The sequence below is a fragment of the Paenibacillus sp. PAMC21692 genome (assembly GCF_014303795.1).
Taxonomy (GTDB): domain Bacteria; phylum Bacillota; class Bacilli; order Paenibacillales; family Paenibacillaceae; genus Pristimantibacillus; species Pristimantibacillus agaridevorans.
Genome location: NZ_CP060293.1, coordinates 5,274,190 through 5,296,899 on the forward strand (window position 1 = coordinate 5,274,190; position 22,710 = coordinate 5,296,899).

At 36.7% G+C, this 22,710-nt stretch carries 29 protein-coding genes and 1 pseudogene; 5 read left to right on the forward strand and 25 right to left on the reverse strand.

The annotated features are described in order from the left end of the window. Nucleotide 1: 1 nt before the first annotated feature. From H7F31_RS21180 to H7F31_RS21215, 9 genes and pseudogenes are all read right to left on the reverse strand, one after another. Entirely contained in the window at nt 2-508 is a 507-nt protein-coding gene (locus H7F31_RS21180; protein ID WP_187100416.1) for an HIT family protein, read from the reverse strand. Between the two features lie 103 nt (nt 509-611). Then, complete coding sequence (locus tag H7F31_RS21185) at nt 612-1,118, reverse strand: hypothetical protein (RefSeq protein WP_187100417.1); 507 nt, start codon at nt 1,116-1,118, stop codon at nt 612-614. Then, a pseudogene (locus H7F31_RS34605) lies at nt 1,115-1,270 on the reverse strand (GNAT family N-acetyltransferase); the annotation flags it as partial. The pseudogene H7F31_RS34605 and the gene H7F31_RS21185, both read right to left, overlap by 4 nt. A 1-nt stretch (nt 1,271) precedes the next feature. Then, entirely contained in the window at nt 1,272-1,754 is a 483-nt protein-coding gene (locus H7F31_RS21190) for a DinB family protein (protein WP_187100418.1), read from the reverse strand. A 31-nt stretch (nt 1,755-1,785) separates the two neighbouring features. Further along, nucleotides 1,786-2,166 (reverse strand): NUDIX hydrolase, encoded by a 381-nt coding sequence (locus H7F31_RS21195; RefSeq protein ID WP_261800090.1) that lies wholly within the window; start codon nt 2,164-2,166, stop codon nt 1,786-1,788. Between the two features lie 80 nt (nt 2,167-2,246). Beyond that, on the reverse strand, nt 2,247-2,699 hold the full coding sequence (locus H7F31_RS21200; RefSeq protein ID WP_187100419.1) for a VOC family protein: 453 nt from the start codon (nt 2,697-2,699) through the stop codon (nt 2,247-2,249). Between the two features lie 92 nt (nt 2,700-2,791). Continuing rightward, nucleotides 2,792-3,466 carry a class I SAM-dependent methyltransferase gene (locus H7F31_RS21205; RefSeq protein ID WP_187100420.1) on the reverse strand — a complete coding sequence of 225 codons (675 nt, stop codon included), beginning with the start codon at nt 3,464-3,466 and terminating at the stop codon, nt 2,792-2,794. Nucleotides 3,467-4,148: 682 nt separating this feature from the next. After that, nucleotides 4,149-4,637 (reverse strand): GNAT family N-acetyltransferase, encoded by a 489-nt coding sequence (locus H7F31_RS21210; protein WP_187100421.1) that lies wholly within the window; start codon nt 4,635-4,637, stop codon nt 4,149-4,151. Between the two features lie 100 nt (nt 4,638-4,737). Further along, nucleotides 4,738-5,538 (reverse strand): inositol monophosphatase family protein, encoded by an 801-nt coding sequence (locus tag H7F31_RS21215; RefSeq protein ID WP_187100422.1) that lies wholly within the window; start codon nt 5,536-5,538, stop codon nt 4,738-4,740. 289 nt (nt 5,539-5,827) lie between these two features. Here H7F31_RS21215 and H7F31_RS21220 point away from each other — a divergent pair, with 289 nt between their 5' ends. After that, complete coding sequence (locus tag H7F31_RS21220; RefSeq protein WP_187100423.1) at nt 5,828-7,003, forward strand: IS256 family transposase; 1,176 nt, start codon at nt 5,828-5,830, stop codon at nt 7,001-7,003. 408 nt (nt 7,004-7,411) lie between these two features. On the opposite strand, the gene H7F31_RS21225 is transcribed toward H7F31_RS21220, so the two are convergent. Then, complete coding sequence (locus H7F31_RS21225; RefSeq protein ID WP_315970509.1) at nt 7,412-7,969, reverse strand: histidine phosphatase family protein; 558 nt, start codon at nt 7,967-7,969, stop codon at nt 7,412-7,414. A gap of 210 nt (nt 7,970-8,179) precedes the next feature. Next, the gene (locus H7F31_RS21230) at nt 8,180-8,635 is read right to left on the reverse strand and encodes an NUDIX hydrolase (protein ID WP_187105462.1); all 456 of its coding nucleotides are present in this window, start codon (nt 8,633-8,635) and stop codon (nt 8,180-8,182) included. A gap of 467 nt (nt 8,636-9,102) precedes the next feature. Here H7F31_RS21230 and H7F31_RS34295 point away from each other — a divergent pair, with 467 nt between their 5' ends. The 4 genes from H7F31_RS34295 (at nt 9,103) to H7F31_RS21240 (ending at nt 11,221) form a co-directional block, all read left to right on the forward strand. Further along, nucleotides 9,103-9,390 carry a hypothetical protein gene (locus tag H7F31_RS34295; RefSeq protein ID WP_261800091.1) on the forward strand — a complete coding sequence of 96 codons (288 nt, stop codon included), beginning with the start codon at nt 9,103-9,105 and terminating at the stop codon, nt 9,388-9,390. 107 nt (nt 9,391-9,497) lie between these two features. Continuing rightward, a complete protein-coding gene (locus tag H7F31_RS34300) occupies nt 9,498-9,941 on the forward strand; it encodes a tyrosine-type recombinase/integrase (RefSeq protein ID WP_261800092.1) in 444 nt (147 codons plus the stop codon). Further along, nucleotides 9,859-10,077, forward strand: a complete 219-nt coding sequence (locus H7F31_RS34305; RefSeq protein WP_261800093.1) for a site-specific integrase — start codon at nt 9,859-9,861, stop codon at nt 10,075-10,077. The genes H7F31_RS34300 and H7F31_RS34305 overlap by 83 nt, the downstream gene beginning before the upstream one ends. 850 nt (nt 10,078-10,927) lie before the next feature. After that, nucleotides 10,928-11,221: a hypothetical protein gene (locus H7F31_RS21240; protein WP_187100425.1), complete on the forward strand. Its 294-nt coding sequence runs from the start codon at nt 10,928-10,930 to the stop codon at nt 11,219-11,221. Nucleotides 11,222-11,649: 428 nt separating this feature from the next. Here the strand turns inward: H7F31_RS21240 and H7F31_RS21245 are convergent, their stop codons facing one another. The 14 genes from H7F31_RS21245 to H7F31_RS34040 form a co-directional block, all read right to left on the reverse strand. After that, nucleotides 11,650-12,117: a DinB family protein gene (locus H7F31_RS21245; protein WP_187100426.1), complete on the reverse strand. Its 468-nt coding sequence runs from the start codon at nt 12,115-12,117 to the stop codon at nt 11,650-11,652. A 229-nt stretch (nt 12,118-12,346) separates the two neighbouring features. After that, on the reverse strand, nt 12,347-12,865 hold the full coding sequence (locus tag H7F31_RS21250) for a MepB family protein (protein WP_187100427.1): 519 nt from the start codon (nt 12,863-12,865) through the stop codon (nt 12,347-12,349). Between the two features lie 263 nt (nt 12,866-13,128). Next, entirely contained in the window at nt 13,129-13,896 is a 768-nt protein-coding gene (locus tag H7F31_RS21255; RefSeq protein WP_187100428.1) for a nucleotidyltransferase domain-containing protein, read from the reverse strand. A gap of 171 nt (nt 13,897-14,067) precedes the next feature. Next, a complete protein-coding gene (locus tag H7F31_RS21260) occupies nt 14,068-14,865 on the reverse strand; it encodes an inositol monophosphatase family protein (protein WP_187100429.1) in 798 nt (265 codons plus the stop codon). A gap of 862 nt (nt 14,866-15,727) precedes the next feature. Further along, a complete protein-coding gene (locus tag H7F31_RS21265; RefSeq protein ID WP_187100430.1) occupies nt 15,728-16,522 on the reverse strand; it encodes an HNH endonuclease in 795 nt (264 codons plus the stop codon). 843 nt (nt 16,523-17,365) lie between these two features. Then, nucleotides 17,366-18,091, reverse strand: a complete 726-nt coding sequence (locus H7F31_RS21270; RefSeq protein ID WP_187100431.1) for a YEATS-associated helix-containing protein — start codon at nt 18,089-18,091, stop codon at nt 17,366-17,368. Between the two features lie 28 nt (nt 18,092-18,119). Beyond that, nucleotides 18,120-18,338: a hypothetical protein gene (locus H7F31_RS21275; RefSeq protein WP_187100432.1), complete on the reverse strand. Its 219-nt coding sequence runs from the start codon at nt 18,336-18,338 to the stop codon at nt 18,120-18,122. Between the two features lie 194 nt (nt 18,339-18,532). Continuing rightward, nucleotides 18,533-18,958, reverse strand: a complete 426-nt coding sequence (locus tag H7F31_RS21280) for a hypothetical protein (RefSeq protein ID WP_187100433.1) — start codon at nt 18,956-18,958, stop codon at nt 18,533-18,535. 209 nt (nt 18,959-19,167) lie between these two features. Then, complete coding sequence (locus tag H7F31_RS21285; RefSeq protein ID WP_187100434.1) at nt 19,168-19,545, reverse strand: hypothetical protein; 378 nt, start codon at nt 19,543-19,545, stop codon at nt 19,168-19,170. Between the two features lie 279 nt (nt 19,546-19,824). Then, complete coding sequence (locus H7F31_RS21290; protein WP_187100435.1) at nt 19,825-20,019, reverse strand: hypothetical protein; 195 nt, start codon at nt 20,017-20,019, stop codon at nt 19,825-19,827. A gap of 263 nt (nt 20,020-20,282) precedes the next feature. Then, nucleotides 20,283-20,708, reverse strand: a complete 426-nt coding sequence (locus tag H7F31_RS21295; protein ID WP_187100436.1) for a hypothetical protein — start codon at nt 20,706-20,708, stop codon at nt 20,283-20,285. A gap of 222 nt (nt 20,709-20,930) precedes the next feature. Beyond that, on the reverse strand, nt 20,931-21,218 hold the full coding sequence (locus H7F31_RS21300) for a hypothetical protein (RefSeq protein WP_187100437.1): 288 nt from the start codon (nt 21,216-21,218) through the stop codon (nt 20,931-20,933). Nucleotides 21,219-21,433: 215 nt separating this feature from the next. Continuing rightward, complete coding sequence (locus tag H7F31_RS21305; protein WP_187100438.1) at nt 21,434-21,892, reverse strand: NUDIX domain-containing protein; 459 nt, start codon at nt 21,890-21,892, stop codon at nt 21,434-21,436. A gap of 457 nt (nt 21,893-22,349) precedes the next feature. Then, nucleotides 22,350-22,445 carry a competence inhibitor ComI gene (locus H7F31_RS34040; RefSeq protein ID WP_222622717.1) on the reverse strand — a complete coding sequence of 32 codons (96 nt, stop codon included), beginning with the start codon at nt 22,443-22,445 and terminating at the stop codon, nt 22,350-22,352. Nucleotides 22,446-22,710 lie beyond the last annotated feature (265 nt).

Below are 22,710 nucleotides of genomic sequence, written 5' to 3' on the forward strand. Positions count from 1 at the left end.
GTCACCCTGCGCTGCTTTCAAAATGACTTAATCCTTCCCTTAATTCTTTGATTCCTTCAATTACAGTTTTCATATTCTCTTCATTATTCATTTGATTTCTTGCATGTAACAATACTGGTCTCAAAGATTCAACGGAATTTCCAAATTGTTTCATCCATTCATATCTCGGGACCATCCACATATGAAAATGATGTGTTGTATCTTCATTATAAAAATAATATACCTTATCAATTCCTAGTTTTGATCTTTGTTCGCTTCTAATCTTTTGTATTAAAGATATGTATTCCAATCTTTCTTCTACCGAGAGTTCGTCCATACAGTAAAAATGCCTTTTAGAAGCAAGTATTACTAATCCTCTAATTGGATATGCAACATCTTGATGTACATGAAAATGTTTAGATTCATAAATCACTCCGCCTGTGGGAGCAATTAATCCACTTGTCAAAGCACAACTCAGGCAATCTACTTCGACAGTTCGTCCATCAGCCAATGTGATCTGCCGTGGCATTCGAACACCTCCAGGTTTTATTTATAGATCTCTTCGTAATTTCGCCGAGTGCCGAATGGATCGAAGCGTGAATATGGTGTTATGTGAAGCCGCCCTTCTTCGCTTATCCAACAACTAATACTTCATCCAATCTGTCCTCAATGTAATCAACTGATAACCATTCAAAATGTACTAACCCTAGTTTAGTGGCCAAAACATGTGCTGGTGGTTCTTCAAAATCAAAATCGTTTAAATCAAATAATTCTTCAACATCACTTATTGAATTTCCTTGGCTTGCGATTAATTCCTTAATAAGGCTAATGTCAAAAAGTTCTTTCTCAATTGTGATTTCATCTGTCCAATCGCATTTATATTCAAAAATTAATTCATCTTTATTGAATACTCTAAATTCCCATCCGTGATCTTCTGCATAAATATAATGAACTAATAATCCAGGATTACATAAGAGTACTGATTCATTAATATTAAAAGCTGGGCCATCAATTAAAAATGTAACCCAGCCATTAGTTTCTTCAAATACATATCCCTTATTTTCTGAATCTTTAATTAGGTCTACAACTTTTGTTCTATCATTCGTTCTAATATGATAGCTTGCACTGAATTCACTCATGAGAATTCTCCCCCATCTACTAACAAAATATACTCTTTCGAGTCCATCAGCCAACAATCCCTTAGCTCTCCCTCATGCATTTCATAGTTTTCCAGTTTCATTATTTTCTTAAATCCACATCTTTCATAACAAGTGATTGCTCGTAGATTTCGCCTAATGTTTCGTTAATGATTTTATATACTTTTCAATTTGTTTTTTATGATGCTTGTCATGGGAAATAAATCCTCTTAAATATCCCCGAATCGAAAACTTCTTTTTATCCCCGTCTTTATATTCCTTAATATAATGTTCCTCTGGTAATACTGAAATGTCACTAATGATCTTTTTCCTATATTCAAGGAATTGGTCAATAATTTGATCCCTGGTTTGGGTTTTTGCATACTCCCTTGCATTGGCGTTGAATTCATCAAAGTTTAAATGCCTTACCGACACGGGCTGCCCAAGCTTGATCTTCTTTATGCCTTCCTCATAAAAATACTTGTCCCAAAGCATGATGTGACTTATTACATCTTTTAAAGTCCATTTCCCCTCAGAAAGAGGCCTATTCCAATGGTCTTCATCTGTTTTTTTAAGATCTTGTACGAAATTAATAAAGGATTTGAATTCTTCAACCATTTCCTTAGACGTCTTCGCCATATAATTTGCTCCTTTGAGTATTTTATGATGTCTATAGCTCCAATTTCTTACTTACAATATCCATTATCGGCTTTGTGTAACTATCAAGATAATTAATACCTTTTTGTGAAATCCATTTAACCTCAATTATGTCTTCATTATCTTTATTATCTTTATCTAGTTTTATTTGCCCTTCAAATTTGGTTATTAGATATGTGTATTTTTCATTCTGTTCATGTATTAGATATAATCCTTTTACTTCAATTCCCGTCTCTTCTTTAACTTCTCTTATACAAGCCATTTCAGGAGTTTCATTTATTTCAATTCCGCCTCCAGGAAAATTCCATACGATATCTCCTCGTTGTACATATTGTCTAACCATCAAGAGGCTGTCGTTTTGTAAGATAACAGCTTGTGCAATGATAGAATACACCTTCCAACATTATTTAATGAGGTTAATATGTTTGATTCTGTTGGTTTTATCAGTAAAGGCTTTTTCAAACCGTCACTTACTTATTTGTTACCGAGTTCTTCCGCCAAACCGATTAGAATTCCTTCGGTACCACGAATGTAGCAGAGCCGATAAGAGTCCTCATACTGAACCACTTCGCCAACGAGCTGCGCACCATATTTAGTGAGTCTGGATACCATCTCGTCAATGTTTTGAACAGTGAACATGACGCGTAGATAACCAAGGGAGTTTACTGGAGCCGTCCGGTGATCTGATATAGTAGGTGGGGTGAGAAATCGCGAAACTTCAATTCGGCTGTGACCATCTGGGGTAACCATCATAGCAATCTCTACGCACTGAGAACCTAGTCCGGTTACGCGACCAGCCCATTCACCTTCGACAGTGGTTCGCCCTTCGAGGTTCAAGCCAATCTCCTCAAAGAAAGAAATTGCGTCATCAAGGGATTCTACAACTATGCCGACATTGTCCATTCTCAGTAATTTATTATTTTCCATGGTTTTTCCCCTTCGGATATAAAGTCTTTACCTGCTTAAAAAATGGTATAGGAAAATGGTGTTAGAGGATTTGGCCGACTGCTGAATAACGCTTAAGGTTTTATAGCTTTCCATATGTATTTATATTCCTTCAATTGTATAATTCCATTTATAGTATTCTCATTAATACTAATTTCAAGTTCTTCTTTCATATGGTCTTCTGTATAATTGGGGTTTCCAGGAATGTCAGAGAGGAATTTCGTAAATTCTTCTCGGTTAGGAAAAATAATTTTTGCATCCTTATACTCTCTGATCTCAATATTCTTAAAACCGTTGTGATCAAGCCGTTCCTTTACTATATCAAGTGCGCCTGAATGAATACCGATAATCGTACCTTTAGATCTCAAAATCCGGCTATGATTTATAATAGAAGTAGGGCCTCTACGATCATATATAAAATCGAATTGTTCATCTTTGAATGGAAGTTCTTCCTTTGTTGTGGCATATACAAATTCCAAATTTGATTTATCCAACTTATAAGACTGAGCTATCTTAATCATCTCGATTGAATTATCAAAACCAATGATTGATTTAGCGAATTGAGACATTTTTATTGTAAAATCACCATGACCACAGCCAGCATCTAGAACGTGACTATAGTTTGGCAGCATATTAGTTAATTCTGTTTCGAAAATATTCTCAGCGGAAACACCTTTAATTAAGAATTTCGCATCTGATTTATACCCGCCATTTCGGCGGGCGATAGAGTTATACCAATCTACTCCCATGAAAGCCCTCCATTGTTTACGATTTAGCTGTTTCATCTAACGTTTTGTATTTTCACGAAGTCGACATAGTTGGACGTTTCTGGCTGAAAATTCACCTGCAGAACAAAGCATATAAATTGCTCCTTTGAGTGGTGCCAATAACTCCAGGCGAGGGTCGGATGTCCCAATGCGAGGATTTGATGTTATACGGAGTTACTTTATTCCGGATTAAGCTTAATTTTATTAATCTTTTGGATCTTCCTTGTAAAACGTCCATTCGTCTCCTCTACCAAATTTATCTTTAGCGTTAACATTGTTTATTGTCTTGGTAGCAAGATACTCAGCATTGTACTCTTTCCCATTAATCTTATATTTTATAGTGTACTGTATAAAGTGACTTTGAATATCTGTGGTAATATTAATTACTTCCCCACCTTTTTCTTTGATTACTTTGTTGATTTCTTCCTTATGGAGCTTTTCTAAGTTATTATTAATTGGAATTGATAATAATAGTATTAATCCAACTGATACAAAAACAATAAATGAACCTGCAATTTTATTTCTCTTGCCAATTAGAAATGTAATAATAAAACAAACTAAAATAACTACTATTGAGATAATTGCCCAAACCAGAATGAATCCCCTCCATTTTCAACTTATTATAATTTCGTATAACGTTGCCATGTTCACAGTGTATGAATCCTTATTGAGTTGCTGTCAAAAATGTTTGTATAGGTCCTTCCCAACCATCCTCTCTTATTTCCTTGTAGTTATTATTAGTATATCTATCAATTGTCTTTCTCCAAAAAATCTGTGCTGGTGTATTTTCTTCTACTTGCGCAATCTTCCATTTGCCACGGAATGTATTAAATAATTCATTAGAAACACTCTGTCCAACTCCTCGCTTTCTATACTTCTTCATTACAAAGAATTCAGCCATTGAAAATATTTTTTGATTATCTTTGGTTCCAATCTCTCTTATTAATGCTAAGCCCGCTAACTTTCCATCAACTCGAATAAAAAACGGATGTCTGCCTTCTTCCGTCCAATAGTGATCTAGATACCTATACTCATATAGTCCATTTTCATTGACATCATCTGGTTCAAAATCACTAAAATCATATTTATACAATTCAAGGAGATTTCTCAAAGATGATTTTTGATCATATTCGACCCTCTGAATAGTTATCATTTTATTTCCTTCTTTCGCTCTTTGTCATATTTGTGTTCCCTAACCGTCACTGTCTTAAGTGATCAAGGGAACGTTAAATGAAGCCAGTTGCTCCCTCGAGTTAACTAAGTCCCTCTTTTACTATTCTCAATAATTCTTGTTTGTGGTCTGGATGGCAAGCAATTATGTAAGGCTCTTCTCTCATTCCTGTAAAAGGGTTTCCATCAAAATCTATTACGATGCCCCCAGCTTCTTTAACCATTAAAATACCTGAATACAAATCGTCACCTTCAGAATTATAAAGAATTATTCCGTCTATGTCCCCTTTGGCAAGCATGCACCATTGAAGTGTTGGAGCCCATAATCTCATCATTCTCTTGAAGTTTACATCAATAAATTGTCTTAATTTAACTGCCCTTCTATCGTTCTGTACTTTGTGGCCTTGAATCCAACCAATATTCCCTTTTAAAATATTGAAATTACTTTTTATCTGAACCTGACGTTTATTGCAATACATTCCTTCTCCAAGGACAGATACAAATAATCTATCGGTCAACGGCTCGTAAACCACCCCAAGTACGGGTTCTCTTCTATACATCAACGTTATTGAAGTCGTAAAAACGGGCAATCCTATTGCAAAATTATTAGTTCCATCCAAAGGATCAATAAGCCAAAGCCAATCGTTTTCCGTTCCTATTATCCCTGCCTCTTCACTATGTATCTGATGGGTAGGAAATGTAGTGCGAATTTGTTTGATTATCATTTCTTCAGCTAGATGGTCAACTTCAGTGACCACATCGCCAAATTCGTCTTTTGATCTTAAATCTACAAAATTATCAAATTTCTCTTTAGAAATCTCTCCTGCTTGGCGAATAGTTCTTACTGATATTTCTTTTGCTTTATGGATAATCTTGTAATCCATTTGACACCCCTTATTTTTTTTGCATCTACCGTTCTCTCGCTCTCAATATCATCAGATTTCAACTGAATTCTGTACTGATTCACGAACTTTTTAATGTATTGAATTTTTCAAGTTCCTTTAAATCCACCCAAAAGTGCTACTATTAGCAATTGTAATTCTATTAACCATTAAGATCTCCTATTCTGATGAAGTAAAGTAGTTTGTGTACCAACATTTGGAGCCTTCACAGGCAACAAAAAAGTAGGGTATTCTCGGGATTGCTGAGATCACCAAGAAGGAGCCCTACTCGATGACTACTATACCCGAAAATGCGTTCAATGATCTACTTGAAAATGCTGTAATTAAGCTTGTGCAGGAGAAGTTGGAGTTACTCCTGCGTGAAGAAATTAAAAATTACATTAGTAACGAACACAAGGGACCGCGTACGACGTTAAATGGCAACTACAAGCGCACTTATCAAACACGCTACGGCGCCATCAACGAGCTTCAAGTGCCTCGAGACCGCAAAGGATTTTTTCAAACTCGACTGTTCCAGCCCTACCAGCGCCGTGAAGGCTGGCTTGAGGAAGCCATTATTCACATGTACAAAGGCGGAATGAGCACACGGGAAGTCGCAAAATTCGTAGAGAGCATGTTTGGCTCGCAGTACTCGCCTACAACCGTCAGCAACATTACCCATACGGTTATGGAGGATATTGAGCAGTGGCAGAAACGTCCGCTTGAGAAACGCTACTCTGTCATTTACCTCGATGGCCTTTATGTGAAGCTGAAGCGCAACACCGTAAGCAGTGAGGCGGTTTATTTGGCCATGGGCATCGACGAGAAAGGCATTCGCCAAATCCTCGGCTTCTACGTAGGCGGCCACGAGAGCTCAAATGGATGGCGCGAGGTTCTTAAGGATCTCAAGAATCGCGGAGCTACCGACATCTTGCTAGGTGTCTTCGACGGCTTGCCAGGGCTTGAAGAGGCCTTCCGTGAAATCTACCCCATGGCCGATGTTCAGCATTGCGTTGTTCACAAAGTACGTGCGACCTTTCCAAAGATCCGTGTAGCGGATAAAACAGAGTTCTTGGATGACTTGAAGCTGGTGTATACCGCCATCGATGGAGACGTGGCACGCGCTGTATTCGACGGATTTAAGGATAGATGGCGTAAGCAGTATCCAAAGGAAGTCGCGTCCTGGGAGGAACAACTCTCGACGCTCTTAACCTTTTACAAGTACCCGACGTTGACTTGGCCCGCCATCTACACCACAAATCCGATTGAACGAATGAACAAAGAACTGCGTAAGCGCCTCAAACCGATGAACAGTTTAACGAACATTGAAGCGGCGGAGAAGATCATTTATCTACAAGCCACCGACTACAACGAAAAATGGTGTGGTCGAGCGATCCGTGGCTTTGTCGATGTCGATACGAAAGCTGCTTTCGAGAAAATGTACAACGAGCGTTATGGAAACCAATAGCCTCCCGCGCCTTCGCTTGGGCTACGCTCACCATTAAAAGAATGCCATCGTCCCGATGGAAAAACCTACTTACACAAACTTCTTGACGCTACCCCTATTCTGTTTATTATTGAGCATCTCTGCTATTATCCCCTGCCAAATCATGGCCCAAATCGTGATAATAGTGTAGATAAGGTACCTTGAGATTTTTACATTCATTCTATGATCAGTTTAATCAGTTCTTCTTCAAGTACCTTCACAACTCTTTCCCTATTTTTTTGATCCTTGAATTTATCAGCTCTTCGAACTGAGACTGAGTAATTTTAATTTGTTGCATTGAGTTCACCCTCATTAAGTATTTTCTTTCGTATTTTCACCTTATTGCTTCCTAGCGTCTTATTCTACTTCTTCGTTGCTTGCTTCATTGAATTACTTCCAGATCCTACTTAAACTATATTGTTCATTTTTTGAATTTAAAATCTTTAGTTCATATACATCTGGATTGCTTAATTTTTTCCATTCTTCAAATCCAAATTTATTATCAAAATACTTTATTATTAATGACATTAAATTTCCGTGCGTTACAATCGCAATACTACTTTCAATTCGTTCACTTAATTCATTAATTACAGACAACCCTCGTTCCATTGCTTCCCTTGATGATTCACCGCCAAATAATCTTAAATCTAGATTTTCATACGTTTCTGATAATCTATCCATCCAGTTTTCTATATTTTCTGAGCTTAAAACTCTCTCACATAACCTCTCTTCAATATTTATTTTCAATTTATTTTTCTCTGCTAAAGGCTGGATACTCGACACAGCTCTAACATAACTGCTTGAAATAATATAATCTATTTGCTTTTCATGAAGAAAATCAGCTAATTTAATAGCTTGTTCGTTTCCTTCAGTCGTTAATTTTGCATTCGCCTCCTGCCCTTCAGCCTTGCAATGTCGTATAAGATAAAACCGTTTCAAAGATATCACTTCCAAACATTTTTATTTTGTTTTTGGCAATTGCACATCATGTCTCTCGCGTTCACGAATCTCCGAAGGAGGTTGTCCGAAGCATCCACTTCCCGAGATCACTACTGCGGATGACTCCCGCCGGACCGAGGACCGAATCCCCCGATGCATTATGGTGTTATAGGATGTTGCAGACCTCTTTGAACCACTTTTATAATACTTTTATACCTTCTACCAATTCTTTATATATCCAATTTTTCTCAATGTCAATTCTGTGAATGGGTTGATATTTTCTATTGGTTCTTCTAATGAAAAATAATGAAGTTCAATTCCCTCGTCATCATTTATCTTTGCTTGTCCTTCAACATCTATTGCTTCATATACTGCCATTACATTATAGATTTCATCGCCATGTGGATATTTATAGTACATGTCCTGGCCTGATAATATTGTTATGAATCTTAATGACTTTACTTTCAATCCAGCTTCTTCGTAAAGTTCTCTTGCTGCTGCTTCTTCCAAGGATTCACCAAGTTCAAGGGCACCACCAATAGTTCCCCAATCATAACTATCCGCTCGCTTCTGGAGTAATAAATGTCCAAGTGAATTGAATATTAACACACACGACCCAACCATAATCAATGGTTGAGTTCCTACTTGCTTTCTCAATTCCATGATATACCCGATGAAAATCACCTCATATTTTTATTCGTTTAGCTTTCTGCGATTCCTATAAAGTTTCGTATACTCACGACGTCCGATGGAGCACTGATGCTTCCCTGCCAATATTATCTGTCTGGACCGAGGGCGAATGCCACGAAGCGTGAATATGGTGTTATACGAGTCATTCCCCGAAAATCTCTGACCATCATAATACCCAGAAACCCATATGTATCAAAGATTTCATCGATTTTTGAGAAAAGCGAATATCCTTCAACCCGGTTTTTCGTTGTTATACGAATACCGCTCCCCTCCTTCGCATATCCGCTTTGACTTTTTACCTGGCGGCAGCCGTACGATGATTGCTCGCTATTGCCAATCGGCTAAATCGAATTATTTGCCAGTGACTTGCAGGCCCAGCATGAGAAGTTCAGTCCTGTCGAATATTTAGCTGAAACTCTTCACCTGCTTTCTGAAAGCGAGGTAAATGGCAAATGAATGTTCGCCGTCGACAAAACAAGCTGGAACATGCAGAGAATCCAAGTCTAGCCAAACAACAACTCAATTTTGAAGATCTGCTTCATTCTTTTATTCTCGATTGTAAGGCAAAAAACCTTTCACCGCTAAAACCTCGTTTCTATCAGGACAGAGCCAAGCAGATGAAAGAAGCCTTCTTGGCGCAGCAAGTGCCGTTTGATATCTATACACGGTATCGATTTGCGAAATCAAGATTCATTTTTATGCCTATCTGTTCGATCAAGGCAGGTCAGACAATACGGTAAACGGACGAATCAAGGCCATAAAGCAGTTCTTCAAGTATTTATTAGAAGAAGGTTGGCTGACAGAGAACATCGCAAATGATCTCCATGTGGTCAAGGCCAAGAAATGGATGATTCAAACGTTTACGAAAGAACAAGTGGTCTCCATCTTCGAGCAACCAGATAAAAAGACATTTACGGGTTACCGGGATTTTATAATGATGATGGTATTACTTGAAACGGAGATACGAATAAGTGAGCTATGCAATTTGAAGACAGGTGACATCTTCTTTAAAGAGTTGGAGATTCGAATTACGAATGGTAAAGGCGGATGGGCGCGCAGAGTGCTGTTCCAACAAACCTGCGGGAAAATCATTCGCAAATATTTGGACATAAAAGGTGACCTGGAGACGGCTGCCATGTTCGTCAACATGGACAACGAACAAATCAGTACACGAGCGTTGCAAGTCAAAATGCAGGTCTACGGTAAAAATGGCGAACATTACCTGTGTCAGAGTTTCCCCGCATACGTTCCTCCATACGATGGCCAAAATCTATTTTCTGAATGGCGGTGACCCATTTACGCTTGGACAAATTCTTGACCATGCATCATTAAATATGGTCGACTACTATGTAGAATTATTCAGCAGCGATATCAAGCAGCAGCATAAGAAATTTAGTCCTGTTGAGAATATGAAACGAATCTTATGAACGATCAGAGAGAAGGCATGCGTTGCCTTCTCTCTGACAAAGCAAAGTAAACCGGGCCGCGTGTCCGGCAGCAAAGTGAAAAGTTTCAGCATACTAATATGAGTTCAGTCCTCCTGATAGAATATAGTATCCATTTCCATACTGTATACATAGAAACGTCCTCCATGTACTTATTGGAAAAGTAAACTGACCTGCTAATCACCACTGCTATTAAGAATCCTGCTTGCCTTCAACGATCAACGGCACGCGATGTTAGCCATTACTCTAAGCTTCCCGATATCTAATCCTTCAATTTCAAAATCTAGTAGGACATGCTCAAAGTAAGTTCAGTCGTTATTCTCATCTATTAATATTATTTCTTTTATTAATTCAGAAAACGTATCAATCCCCACTATATCCAATGCATAGTCTTGCTAATTTTTTCAAATCCATCTGTATGTAATCTGCCCGTTACTTCAACAAGTAACGGCAACCGGTCGTGTGGCCGATTGCCGTAGGTGTCTTGGTGCTATCCTGCCCTTAATAAAAAATGGAGCAGCTACCGCTCAGGCTAAACTGCTCCTAGATCATTAAACTAAAGTCTCCCGTAGGAGTTTAACTATCGATAGCTGCCAGTACAAAAACAAAAATAAGTACATTTACATTATCGTCGAACTGCGACACAACTGGAGTAGGAGATTCCTAACGGGAGGATAATGTAATATTCCATCATGCAACCGGCGAATATTCGGTTGCATATTCAGTTCTTGGGTAAATTGGCTCAATGAATTCTATAAATAAGATTATCTATGGTATAATATATAAATATATTTTATGAATACTAAATCGTTATGAAAGGTGGACTAAACGAATGGAACGCACAATTCAATTAATGGAAACCCATTTAAATATCGATCTTGGAAATCCGCCCTTTTTGAAATTAGATAACGGGTTGCAAATTCCATATTCTTCGATTATGGGGATAACAACAGGTAGACCCATACCAGATGCTTTCAAGCTTTATGGTGTTTCTTTTAGAGGAACAAGAAATGGATTATTTAGATTCAATGGAGGTTATCATCTCTACTTTTTTTATAATGAGGTTGATACCCTTCATTTTGACTTGAATAATTTCTGGTTGGTAAATTTAAAATATCAAAGTTAATCATTGATGTTAAAAACCCTGAAGAAATAAGTAAAACTATCTCCGAAAGATTGACATGATAGTTTAATACCGAAAGGTCCACCGCACTGGCTTTTCTCAACTATTCCCTTTGCCGCAATATGGATTAACAATCTAAGCAGTACTCTAACCTGATCGGCCCTAACAGCTTCATCTTTATTAGTTTAGTTAAACTATAGTCTCAAGTTAGCGCAATATTTCCTTGCTGATGATGGATACACCTACCACTTTATTTTTATCATAAGTATACGGATCGAGAATGGCAGCGAACCTCCAACGATTTGCATTCCGAAAGGACTACAAGTCGTAAACTCAATAACGGCAGTGCTCAATCTTATGTCCGGGAAAAACCTCGCCTAATGAGGATATATCTGCCATCTTCGAATTTCCCCGTAATACTCTCTTCATTTTTATTCAAATAACTGAACTTTAATTTCTTTAAAATCAATAGAAATATATGAATGTAATTGGCTTCTATGATGATATAAATGACTTAGGATTTCTAAAAGCCATTCAAATCTCGTGTACCTAACTCCCCAATAAGACTCTTTATATTCAAACAATTCCTCTTCCGAATAATTAGAAAATTCTTCAACTAATTCATTGTAATTCATTGTCAGATTCTTTTTTATTTCTTCAATTGTTCTAAGAGTATTTCTTTCATAATATCCTTGCATCTCTTTTTGACTAGCTTCATTTAAGATTAATAAATCAGCTTTACATATAAGCGAAATATGAGATAACAATTCTATATAGGATCTTTTATCGTTTATAGGTTTTGATTTCAAATCAGTTTCAGGTAATTGGTTGATTATTTCAATAACTGAATCAACAGCAATTTTTATTTGATGAAAAACTGAAGATAAGTATTTATTCATAGTTCTCCTCAAATTTTTTAAGTTTTTGTTTTGCGGATATTCCCTCTAACGTTCTTGAATTCAACCTTCACTGCCTTAAGTGAGTGAAGGGAACGGCCGCAATGCGGCTAGGCAGTGCAAGGTTGTCCGGCTGAATAAACTTCCCTGCAACTGATTCAGCTTCTCCGAAACCTCATCTTATGCTTCGGCCTGGACCAAGGAGCGACAGCGGCGCAGCGTGAATGCGGTGTTATAGGATGTCAGCGTCTTCTTCGAAATACTTACCAAGTTCTTGTAAAGAAGAAGTATGATTTAAGTTTATAAAATATGGTAATTGCCATCTTTGTGTTGCTATAGCTTGTTTACTGGTAAGTGTATCCCAGCTAGGATACACTCTTATTGCCATTTTCCCATTTGAAGTATCTGTTTTGAGAATATTATGTTTTAACAATACATCTTTGGGAAAAATGAATTGCCCAAACTTATGATTACTTCCGAAGGTATTAATGACTAACAAATCAGTAGCATTTTCATATGAATATGCTTGATTTTTGTTGTCACTGCCTTTTTCCCAACAGACGACAAATTGACCTATCTTCTTGGGTGTTTTTCTCGCAACCCTAAATCTAACCGTTTTAGAATTTATTCGAAATATGCCTGAACCATATTTTTCATTTTGAATTTCTTCTTGGATATCCTTGATCATCAAGTTGTTTGGCTTATAAAAATTATCATTTACATATGTTAATACCTCATAAAAATCATCCAATACTGCACTTCCTTTTCTATACTTTCATTCTTCCATATCTTCTCAACAAAGCTACTAGTTTAACATCAAACATAATATGGGTTGTGTTTCTGGTCTAGCGCTGATTCCCTATAACGTTTTGTATTGACGACGTTCTGGCCCCTAAAATTCGCTGCTTATAGTTGTGAGGCTTACCGAACACCTAATGCAGTGACGTCCCGACGGACTTAGGGGCTGGATGTGGTCACTCGCTTCTAAGAGTGACCCTGAGCGTTAATATGGTGTTAGCCCAAGGAAGTTCTGGAAGCAGCCATTGCATTTAAGGCGTTTTCAAAATAGCTATATACTTCATCTGCAATTTCCAGAAACTCTTCAACAAGTACATTACTATCCAAGTAACAAGCATACAGATAATCAACTAAAGCGGAGTCAATCTCACAATAGTTTAATATGGCATTCTTCATCTTAATAATGTCATCTTGCCATACACCTGTATTTTCTAAAACCAAAGAGTATAATGCACGAATTAATCTTTTAGAGTAACCTTTAATATATCTAGTTTTCATTGTGCTATCACTAACATTAGAAAGTAAAGTATGTATACGATCAACTTCCTCCTTGGTCTCTGTATTTAAGTCTATAATGAACTCTGGAGAAATAATTATCGGTGGTACTTTTTCACCAACGTCATGACCATATATGCAAACACAAATTATCTTAATCCAAAAACCCCACTCATTTGGTTTACTTAATACATCGTCAATCGAACAAATTATCGTATCAATCTTAGTTACTACTGGATATTCTTCCAAAAGCCTGTCTTTAATATTTGACAATCTTTCGTAATCAATATCTTTGGGATTTACACATACAATAGTAAAGTCTGCATCTGACTTAAAAGGTTTAGCAGTTCCTTTTGGAATCGAGCCACACATATAAATGCTATGAATCTTACCTTTAAATTCGGTAAGTATATTATCTATATACTTATCAACAAAATCCTTATATTCACTTTGAATTACAATTCTATTTATAACTTTTTCTAATATCATATAGACACCTCCTAAACTAAGAACTTCTTTCGGATAACGTTTCGTATATTCACGACGCTCGACGAAGTCGAATGTGTCCGGCTGATTTCGCTCCCCTGCCCTTTTGCCGGACCGAGGGCGAATGCCCGTTGCGTGAATACGGTGTTAGATGAAGTCAGTTGCTTCTTCGAGTTAACTAAGTCCCTCTTTCACTATTCTCATTAATTCTAGTTTGTGGTTTGGATGGCAAGCAATTATGTAAGGTTCTTCTTTCATTCCTGTAAATGGGTTTCCATCAAAATCTATAACGATGCCTCCAGCTTCTTTAACCATTATAATACCAGAATACAAATCGTCCCCTTCAGGATTATAAAGAACAATTCCATCTATGTCCCCTTTGGCTAGCATGCACCATTGAAGTGTTGGTGCCCATAACCTCATCATTCTCTTGAAGTTTATATCAATAAATTGTCTTAATTTAACTGCCCTACTATCGTTCTGTACTTTATGACCTTGAATCCAACCAATATTCCCTTTGAAAATATTAGGAGTACTCTTTATCTTTATCTGCCGTTTGTTGCAATACGTTCCTTCACCAAGGACAGATACAAATATTCTATCTGTCAATGGCTCATAAACCACTCCAAGTACTGGTTCTCTTCTATACATCAACGTTATTGATGTCGTAAAAACAGGCAATCCTATTGCAAAATTATTAGTTCCATCCAGAGGATCAATAAGCCAAAGCCAGTCGTTCTCCGTTCCAATTATCCCTGCCTCTTCACTATGTATCTGATGAGTAGGAAATGTAGTTCGAATTTGTTTGATTATGACTTCTGCTAAATGGTCTACTTCAGTAACCACATCTCCAAATTCGCCTTTTGATATTAAATCAACAAAATTATCAAATTTTTCTTTAGAAATCTGTCCTGCTTCGCGAATAATTCTTACTGATAATTCTTTTGCTTTTCGGATAATCTTATAATCCATTTGGCACCTCTTATTGTTTTTAAGATCTCAACTGATTTCATCTAACGTTTCGTATATTCGCAACGTCCGACATAGTCGGATGTGTCCGGCTGATTCAGCTTCCGCCCGATGCGTGAATATGGTGTTAGGTGAAGTCCCTGCCTTCTTCGAACAGCTGATCATAATTTATTGAATTCCTGAAGTCCCATATGTATTAATAATTACAATTTCATAATTTTTCCACTTAAAACAAAAGGTCCTAATACTATAGGTTTTATTATCAGGTTCAAGTTTAAAATCTCTCCATACTACAATATCCCCTTCTCTTTCAATAAATACTGAAATAAAACCGCATTCTTCATCTCCACACCAAGAACAAACTAGGATTGGATATCTGTAGAACAAATACGTGTGCATTTGATTTAATAAAAAGTAATCGATCATTTGTTTTTGGTGCTCTTCGCTACCCCAACCTAGCGAAGGGACCATATCGTACTTTTTAGCATTTGATAAAGTGATCTACCGTCAATTATCAAATCAGCAAATTTAGTATTTTTATTTACTTCATGTTCGAAATCATGATCATCATATCGACTAGAAGGTAATGTCTCTAAGTTATTTATGTATTTCATATTGTTCCTCCAAGGTTGTACAGGGATTTCACCTAACGTTGTTGTGTTCATGAACGCGAAAGGCTTAAGCTGCCCTTCAATCAAGCGCAGCAATTGATTCCTGCCGGTGGCTCCGCCACTTAGCCTTGCAGGGTTGTCCGACTGAATCCGCTTCCCCGAAATTCCTCTGCCGGACCGAGGAGCGGATGCGACGAGGCGTGAACATGGTGTTAGGCGAAGTTACTGCCTTCTTTGAATTTTTCCAGAGTATTTTATGTAAAGTTCACATTATTCTTTCCTACATGTAACGGGCTACTATTATTATTAATTTCTAACCATTTAGTATAACCGGCTATTTCAGGCCCGCCATAATTAATCACAAACTCCAAACCAAACAAAGCCAAAACAAAATAATACTCACTATCATCCGTCTCCAAAACATCGTATTCATAAATTACTTGGATAGGTTCTTCGTCTTCACCCCATTTTTTATCGGCGTTATAAATCCTTCGTATATTTACAGGCCAATCTTTTACATTCCCTTTTCTCACATAATCACGAAGTGGATCAAATTGTTTCTCATTCGCAAGATATTCAAGACCATCTGGGGAATTCACAAGTCGTTGAGCCATAACTTCAAGTGCAATTTTCCCCATAAATCGTGATACGATTGAACTATCTAAAATCGGTGCTTCATTCTTAAATAATATTATGTTTTGTTCTTGAGACGTTACTTTATCAAATGCTTCGGTCGATACATCAATTGTTGAGATGAGATCTCCATTTTTAATATATTTATTAACTGTCACTTCTATATTTGGAAGGATGATAGCTTTCGTTGAAGGTATCTTATTCCTTTTATTAGGTATACCTTGGTAAAACCTCAAATATTTTATTGCATCCAACTCAAAAAATGGCTTCTCAACATTGATTGCAAAATAATTATTACACTTGTCACATACCACCCCTGGAGGTAACACCTGCTTTATATTTCCCAACGACTCTGGGATAATATGTTCGACACTTTTAGAGGTATCCGATTGTCTCTTGCAAAATAAACAAATCAAAACGAGTTACTCCTTTATTTTTGCAGTAATTTTGCCTAACGTTCCTCGCATTCACGAACCTCCGTAGGAGGTTGTCGCAGCAACCGCTTCCCCGAACCACATCTGCGACCAAGGGCGACAGCCCGATGCGTGAATGCGGTGTTAGCTGAAGTTGCCGACTCCTTTGAAATTTTTGAAAGCATTAATTGAATTCAAAGAAATCGTTAGGAATAAATTTTTCTCTCTCATAGTACTTTCTGATTCTCCAGATATACACCTGATACGTATTTATATTTACATTTATTGGATATGGACCGCTTCTTTCTAACAGTATTGTTTTTGAAATTTCTAATGTTCTGTATGGTTTTAATACACTTGTATAAAGATCTTTCCTAAATTTAGGTGTCGGAACCATTCTAACTGACGATTTTGAGTAATTTAATATCTGTTGGATGGGGTTGAAATTGTTCCTGCGCAAAAAGCTCCTCGAAATCTCCTCTCCTTCCTGCAACAACTAATATACACTGCTTAGCGAATCCCGGGTTTAACATGTCTAATCTAATAATCCTAGCGGGTTGGCAAGGTATGCTTCTGAAAATAAGTTCTTTCTTCCAGCCCTAACCTCAAAGTTCAACCAACTTGCTAACCCATCTGCAATTTTTGAAAATGTATTCATCATTGATCTCCTTATGTCTTTTGGCAATTTCAGCTAACATCTCATGTATTCACGACGTCCGACGAAGCCGGATGTGTACGGCTGTCCCAGCTCCCCTGCCAATATCTCCTGCCGGATCGAGAGCGTCAGCCCGATGCGTGAATATGGTGTTATGCGAAGGACTGAACTTCTTGATATACTCCATAGTTTTATTTGTTAATATGTTTTTCAAAAAGATGAGCATATGATGTTTTGTTATACCATGAAAGATATTCTCTTCCTGAATTAGTTATGAAAAATCGAATACCTTGACTTCTTAATGACTGATCAATAAATCCATCACCTGACAATTTATTAATTAATATATTTACATCACTCTCATTTAATCCTGTTTCCTTACTGATACCTTGTAATGATCTAAAAGTATATTTACTTTCAGCTAATGCTTTAAGAACCTTTATGTTCTCTGAGTCATTTTCATTAAAATTAATTTGGTCATCTGGAATATCTTCTGCTGGTACTGCACCATCCCTATTATCTATTTTACGCACCAAATGGCTTTCATTTTCCGTTTCGTTATCCGCAAGAGCATTGACCTCTTTCTTAACATTTTCAACCTTTTCATTGAGTTTTATTATTTTATCCGACAGAGTTTGAATAAAATTTTTGGAATATATTGAAGCGATGATACAAAACCCTGAGATAATAAATAAATCGTAAATATTTTCTTCACTTTTTTCTAATAAATCACTTGATATTGTATTTAAAAATAATGGAACTAATAACGAAGCAGATAAGCCAATAAAGAGCGATTTGTAAAACTCTCGTTCTTTGTAGAATTTATTAAATGATTTGTTTACTAGTAGATAATTGACAACTCCACCTATTAATCCTGATAGCATAATAATAATTATGATAATAATCCAATGATCCATATAATAAACTCCTTTAATTAAATTTCTTTCAGTCTTTCGCATTCTCAGTGAAAGCATTGTTAAAAAGATTTCTGTTTAGTACGACAGGGAGGTAAAATAAAATTAAAATAAAGGCGATTCCTAAAAGAATATAATTCAGTAAACGATAATAGCTATTTTTCTTGGCAACTTCCTGCTTCTTTTGAATTATTAATTTATTTTCTTCAAGCAACGCTCTAATAGAGCGATTAGTACCATTACTTCCCACGAAATTATCTTCGCTTCTTCTCTAGTGTTTTGCGCTAATTTCTTATAACGTTTCGTATATTCGCGACGTCCGACGAAGTCGGATGTGTCCACAGCAACCACTTCTTCGAAGCCGCTTCTGGGACCGAGGACGACAGCCCGAAGCGTGAATATGGTGTTATACGAAGTTAGACGACTTGAACAGCATACAAATATTCATTCAACTTTCCTTATAAAATATGCTTGATTCCTTAATTCAGTATTCCCTTTGCGGATTTCATAATCTCTAATAATAATTGTTCCAGTTCTATGTTCAATGTCAAATAACGGTGTGTTTTTTAGTAAAAAACTATTCTCATGACTTTCTTCATAAGTTGCTTTTGGTAAATGACTCGACAGATCAGGAGCAAAGAAACCAGAATCCATGAAATACCCCGATATTTCAACATATCCCTCAAAGTATGCATTAACTGTTTTTGAATCTTGATCGTAATCTATCGATTTTAATTTGAGTTCGGCGATTTGATCACCTACATTCACCTTTTTGGGATCGAAGTATACATAGTGACCATCACTTCTATTACTACAGCCAAAAATAACCAAAACGATACATGCAAAACAAATTAATCTCATCAGCTTCATTATGGAGTCACACTCACTTAGATTTTGATTTTCTATAATTTCGTATAACGTTTCATATATTCACGACGCCCGGCGAATGCCGGGTGTGTACACAGCAAGCGCTTCTCGAAGCCGCTTCTGGGACCGAGGGCGTAAGCCCGATTCGGGAATATGGTGTTATATGCTGTACTCTGCATCTTGAATGACTTACATCAATCTATTAACTTCTTTTATTCTCTTATATAAAGCACTTCAATATCACTATTCTTTATTGTCATTTCATTATTATTTATTTCAAACTCATACTGATTGTTATTAATTAATAATATATTTTCATTTAGTTCATATTTCACTTTTTCATTCGAACTGCTTAGTACTCTTTTTGTTTTATCAACTAATTGCTCTGAGGATAAATATCTAAAATTCATTTCTTCTTCTAGTATGTTCACAAAATTAAAACTATCCAAAAAGTCAGTCGTTCCTTCCTTTTGACTTGCACTAACAGAAATCCAGTCACCTTGAATTGATTTATCAATATCATTGGAACAGCTTGTTAATACAATGACGGACAATAAAATGATATTTATTAGAAATATTGTTTTCTTCATGTTTTTCTCCTTTAAATAATAGTTCTTAGAGTATTGCACATAACGTTTCGTATATTTACGACGTCCGACGTAGTCGGATGTGTCCGGCTGCCCCAGCTCCCATGCCAATACTTCTGTACGGACCGAGGGCAAATGCCCGATGCGTGAATATGGTGTTAGCCGATGCTCTTGGCTGCCGCGTGAATCTTACACAATCATCTTTTTATATATTCATTATTTTTTATTGTCTTGGTTCTCTAATCTTCATTTAATGCAATAGCGATCTAACTGATTGAATTTTCATAATCCATTTGGATTTAAAGCTAAAATTACAATTGTCCATGTAATAGTAGCAAACAACACTCCACTCCAAAATAATTCCTTTGTATATGGTCTATTATTCACAACTTTTTTAATTGCTCTCAGTAAAGCTACAATAAATAAGAATGCTATTACAGGCATAAAATAAAACCCTACAAAAGCAAAGAATACCATTTGCTTGTTACTCCTTTCATCATAAAATCATTGTGCCACTATAGTAACAGGTCATTCTATTATATTTTCAATTTGCTTTCAGGAGTTTCGGTTAACGTTTCGTATATTCACGACGTCCGACGGATGTCGGATGTGTCCGGCTGATTCAGCTTCCCTGCCTATAACTTCTGCCGGACCGAGGGCGAATGCCCGATGCGTGAATATGGTGTTATAAGATGTGAGTGCCTTCTTTGTATATTTATACAAAGTTGTTTTAATATCCACTAATTTTTTGTTGTCTTTTTATTTCTTCTGAAATAATTTATGTCTTTATTTATTCCAATCACCATACTTATTGGGATTAATACGATCGGTATAATAATTGTTAAAACCATTAGCCATAGAACTGCACCACCATCACGAATCAAGCACATAAACAAGCCCAAATATCCTACTATTATTAATAACGGATAATTGATACACTTCAAGAATTTTATCTTTTTGATACTTATTATTGCGTAGATGCTGTATAAAATCAGTATCGGAATACTTAGTAAACTATATATTAATTTCTCCTTGCCCTCAGGTATTATATTTTCATTAAAAAATCCATGATCGTTGGCATAAGGGATCAAGAATAATATTAGATATAGTAAAATGAAAATAGATGCAAATAATAATAGTAAATTTTCTTTAGGTTTTAATATCATTAGTATTTATCCTCTTTCATAGGGTCTGCACTCATTTCTTATAACGTTTCGTATATTCACGACGTCCGACGAAGTCGGATGTGTCTGGCTGCCCCCACTTCCCTGCCAATATCATCTGCCAGACCGAGAGCCGAATGGCTCGACGCGTGAATATGGTGTTATAAGCAGTCCCCGACCACAAAGCATTGACTAAAATGTTTATTCATTTGATACGTTATTAACTTATTTTTCAGGTAATTGTGCGGAAATATAATTGAGTCTATGGTTATCAAATATTCTTTTGTCATATGAAATTGTATATTGTTTATTCTCTTCTACTAGATTAGAAATATCGATTGGTATTTTTATTGTTCTTGCTCTATTACTTAAATTTATTACAGTTATTTCATTTTCACTTACTATCTGAATTGTAACTACTTCAAAAGTTGAAGAACGAAACGAGTTCCAGAACATGAATAACGCAACTATTATCAGGAGTACGATAACACTTCTTTTATTTGCAATTTTCATTAAACGCTCCTTTAAATATTTTTTTATTTCTCTTTGAGTCTTATCGGGGATTTCTTATAACGTTTCGTATATTCACGACGCCCGGCGAATGCCGGGTGTGTCCGGATGCTACAGCTCCTCTGCCAATATCTCCTGCGGACCGAGGGCGAATGCCCGATGCGTGAATATGGTGTTATATGATGGTGACGACTTCTCGAATTACTTACAAAATGCTCTTAATAGTATTTCAATAATTCTTTATCGATTTCATCTATGTATCCAATTTCTTCAATTCCATTCCAAAAGATGATCTTGCTTGCTTCTTCATTCAATCCAAATGGTTTCTCCTCTCCTATATCTGCACTGAAGAGGCCCCCGTACTCAATCTTTCCAGACCTTAATGTAAATTTCATTAATCCCTTAAAATCAATTCTTTCAGGAGATTGATTCGTTTCTTCAAACATCTCTCTAATTGCACATTCTCTTAAAGTTTCTCCTGGCTCGAGTAGGCCTCCAGGTACCTCCCAATTGTTCTTCCAGCTATTGAACAAAAGTAAAAATCCTTCTTTATTCCTAGCAACAACCAATGCATGTGTAATTGGGTAATCCAAGCTAATTTGTTCTACTTGCTCTTCAGTGATATTTAACAATTCTTCAAAAACATCACCTTTTTGGTTTATACAAATTGGCATCATTGATCCCCCCACAAAATCGAATTTCGTCACTTTCATATAACGTTTGTGTATTCACGACGCTCGACGTAGTCGAGTGTGTCCGGCTGATTCCGCTTCCTTGCCAATATCTCCTACCGGACCGAGGGCGTAGCCCTAAGCGTGAATATGGTGTTAGACGAGGTTAACGCTTCTTTCCGCTGCTCACAAACGATTTGATCGTCTTTCAATATGCTTTTAATACGCCCTTCATATGCCTTTAAATGCGATTTGTTATTCCAGTTTTTTATCGTCTTTATTATGCTTTTCAATATTCTTTATTCGTTTCTTCTGTTCACTTCTTTTTCCAATTGTGTTATCATACTTTTAAAGAAGCCGAGTGCGGCTAACACTCGGCTTAACAATTGGCTTGGATGGGATTTCCCTTCTGAGTTGCATAGGAATAAAAACCCACCTCTGGCGTCAACCTTTGGGTGGGTTTTTACTTTTTCTTGTTGTTAGAATTGATGTATGTTAAAAGGGCAAGGATAAACGATCCAAATAAAAACATGATCGTCAAAGAATCCTTTACTTCCATGGCCTCACCTCCTTTCGAAGGGAAACCATGCCCACCCAAGATTCAATTGTCTTTCCTATTGTACCATCTTCTACCATTAAGATGAAGAACAATTGTTCTATATTTCTTTAATTTTAAACCCGTTAATTTCGTCTAACGTTTCGTATATTCACGACGCCCGGCGAATGCCGGGTGTGTCCACAGCAACCACTTCTTAGAAGCCGCTTCTGGGACCGAGGGCGATAGCCCGATGCGTGAATATGGTGTTATAGGATGTGGACGACTT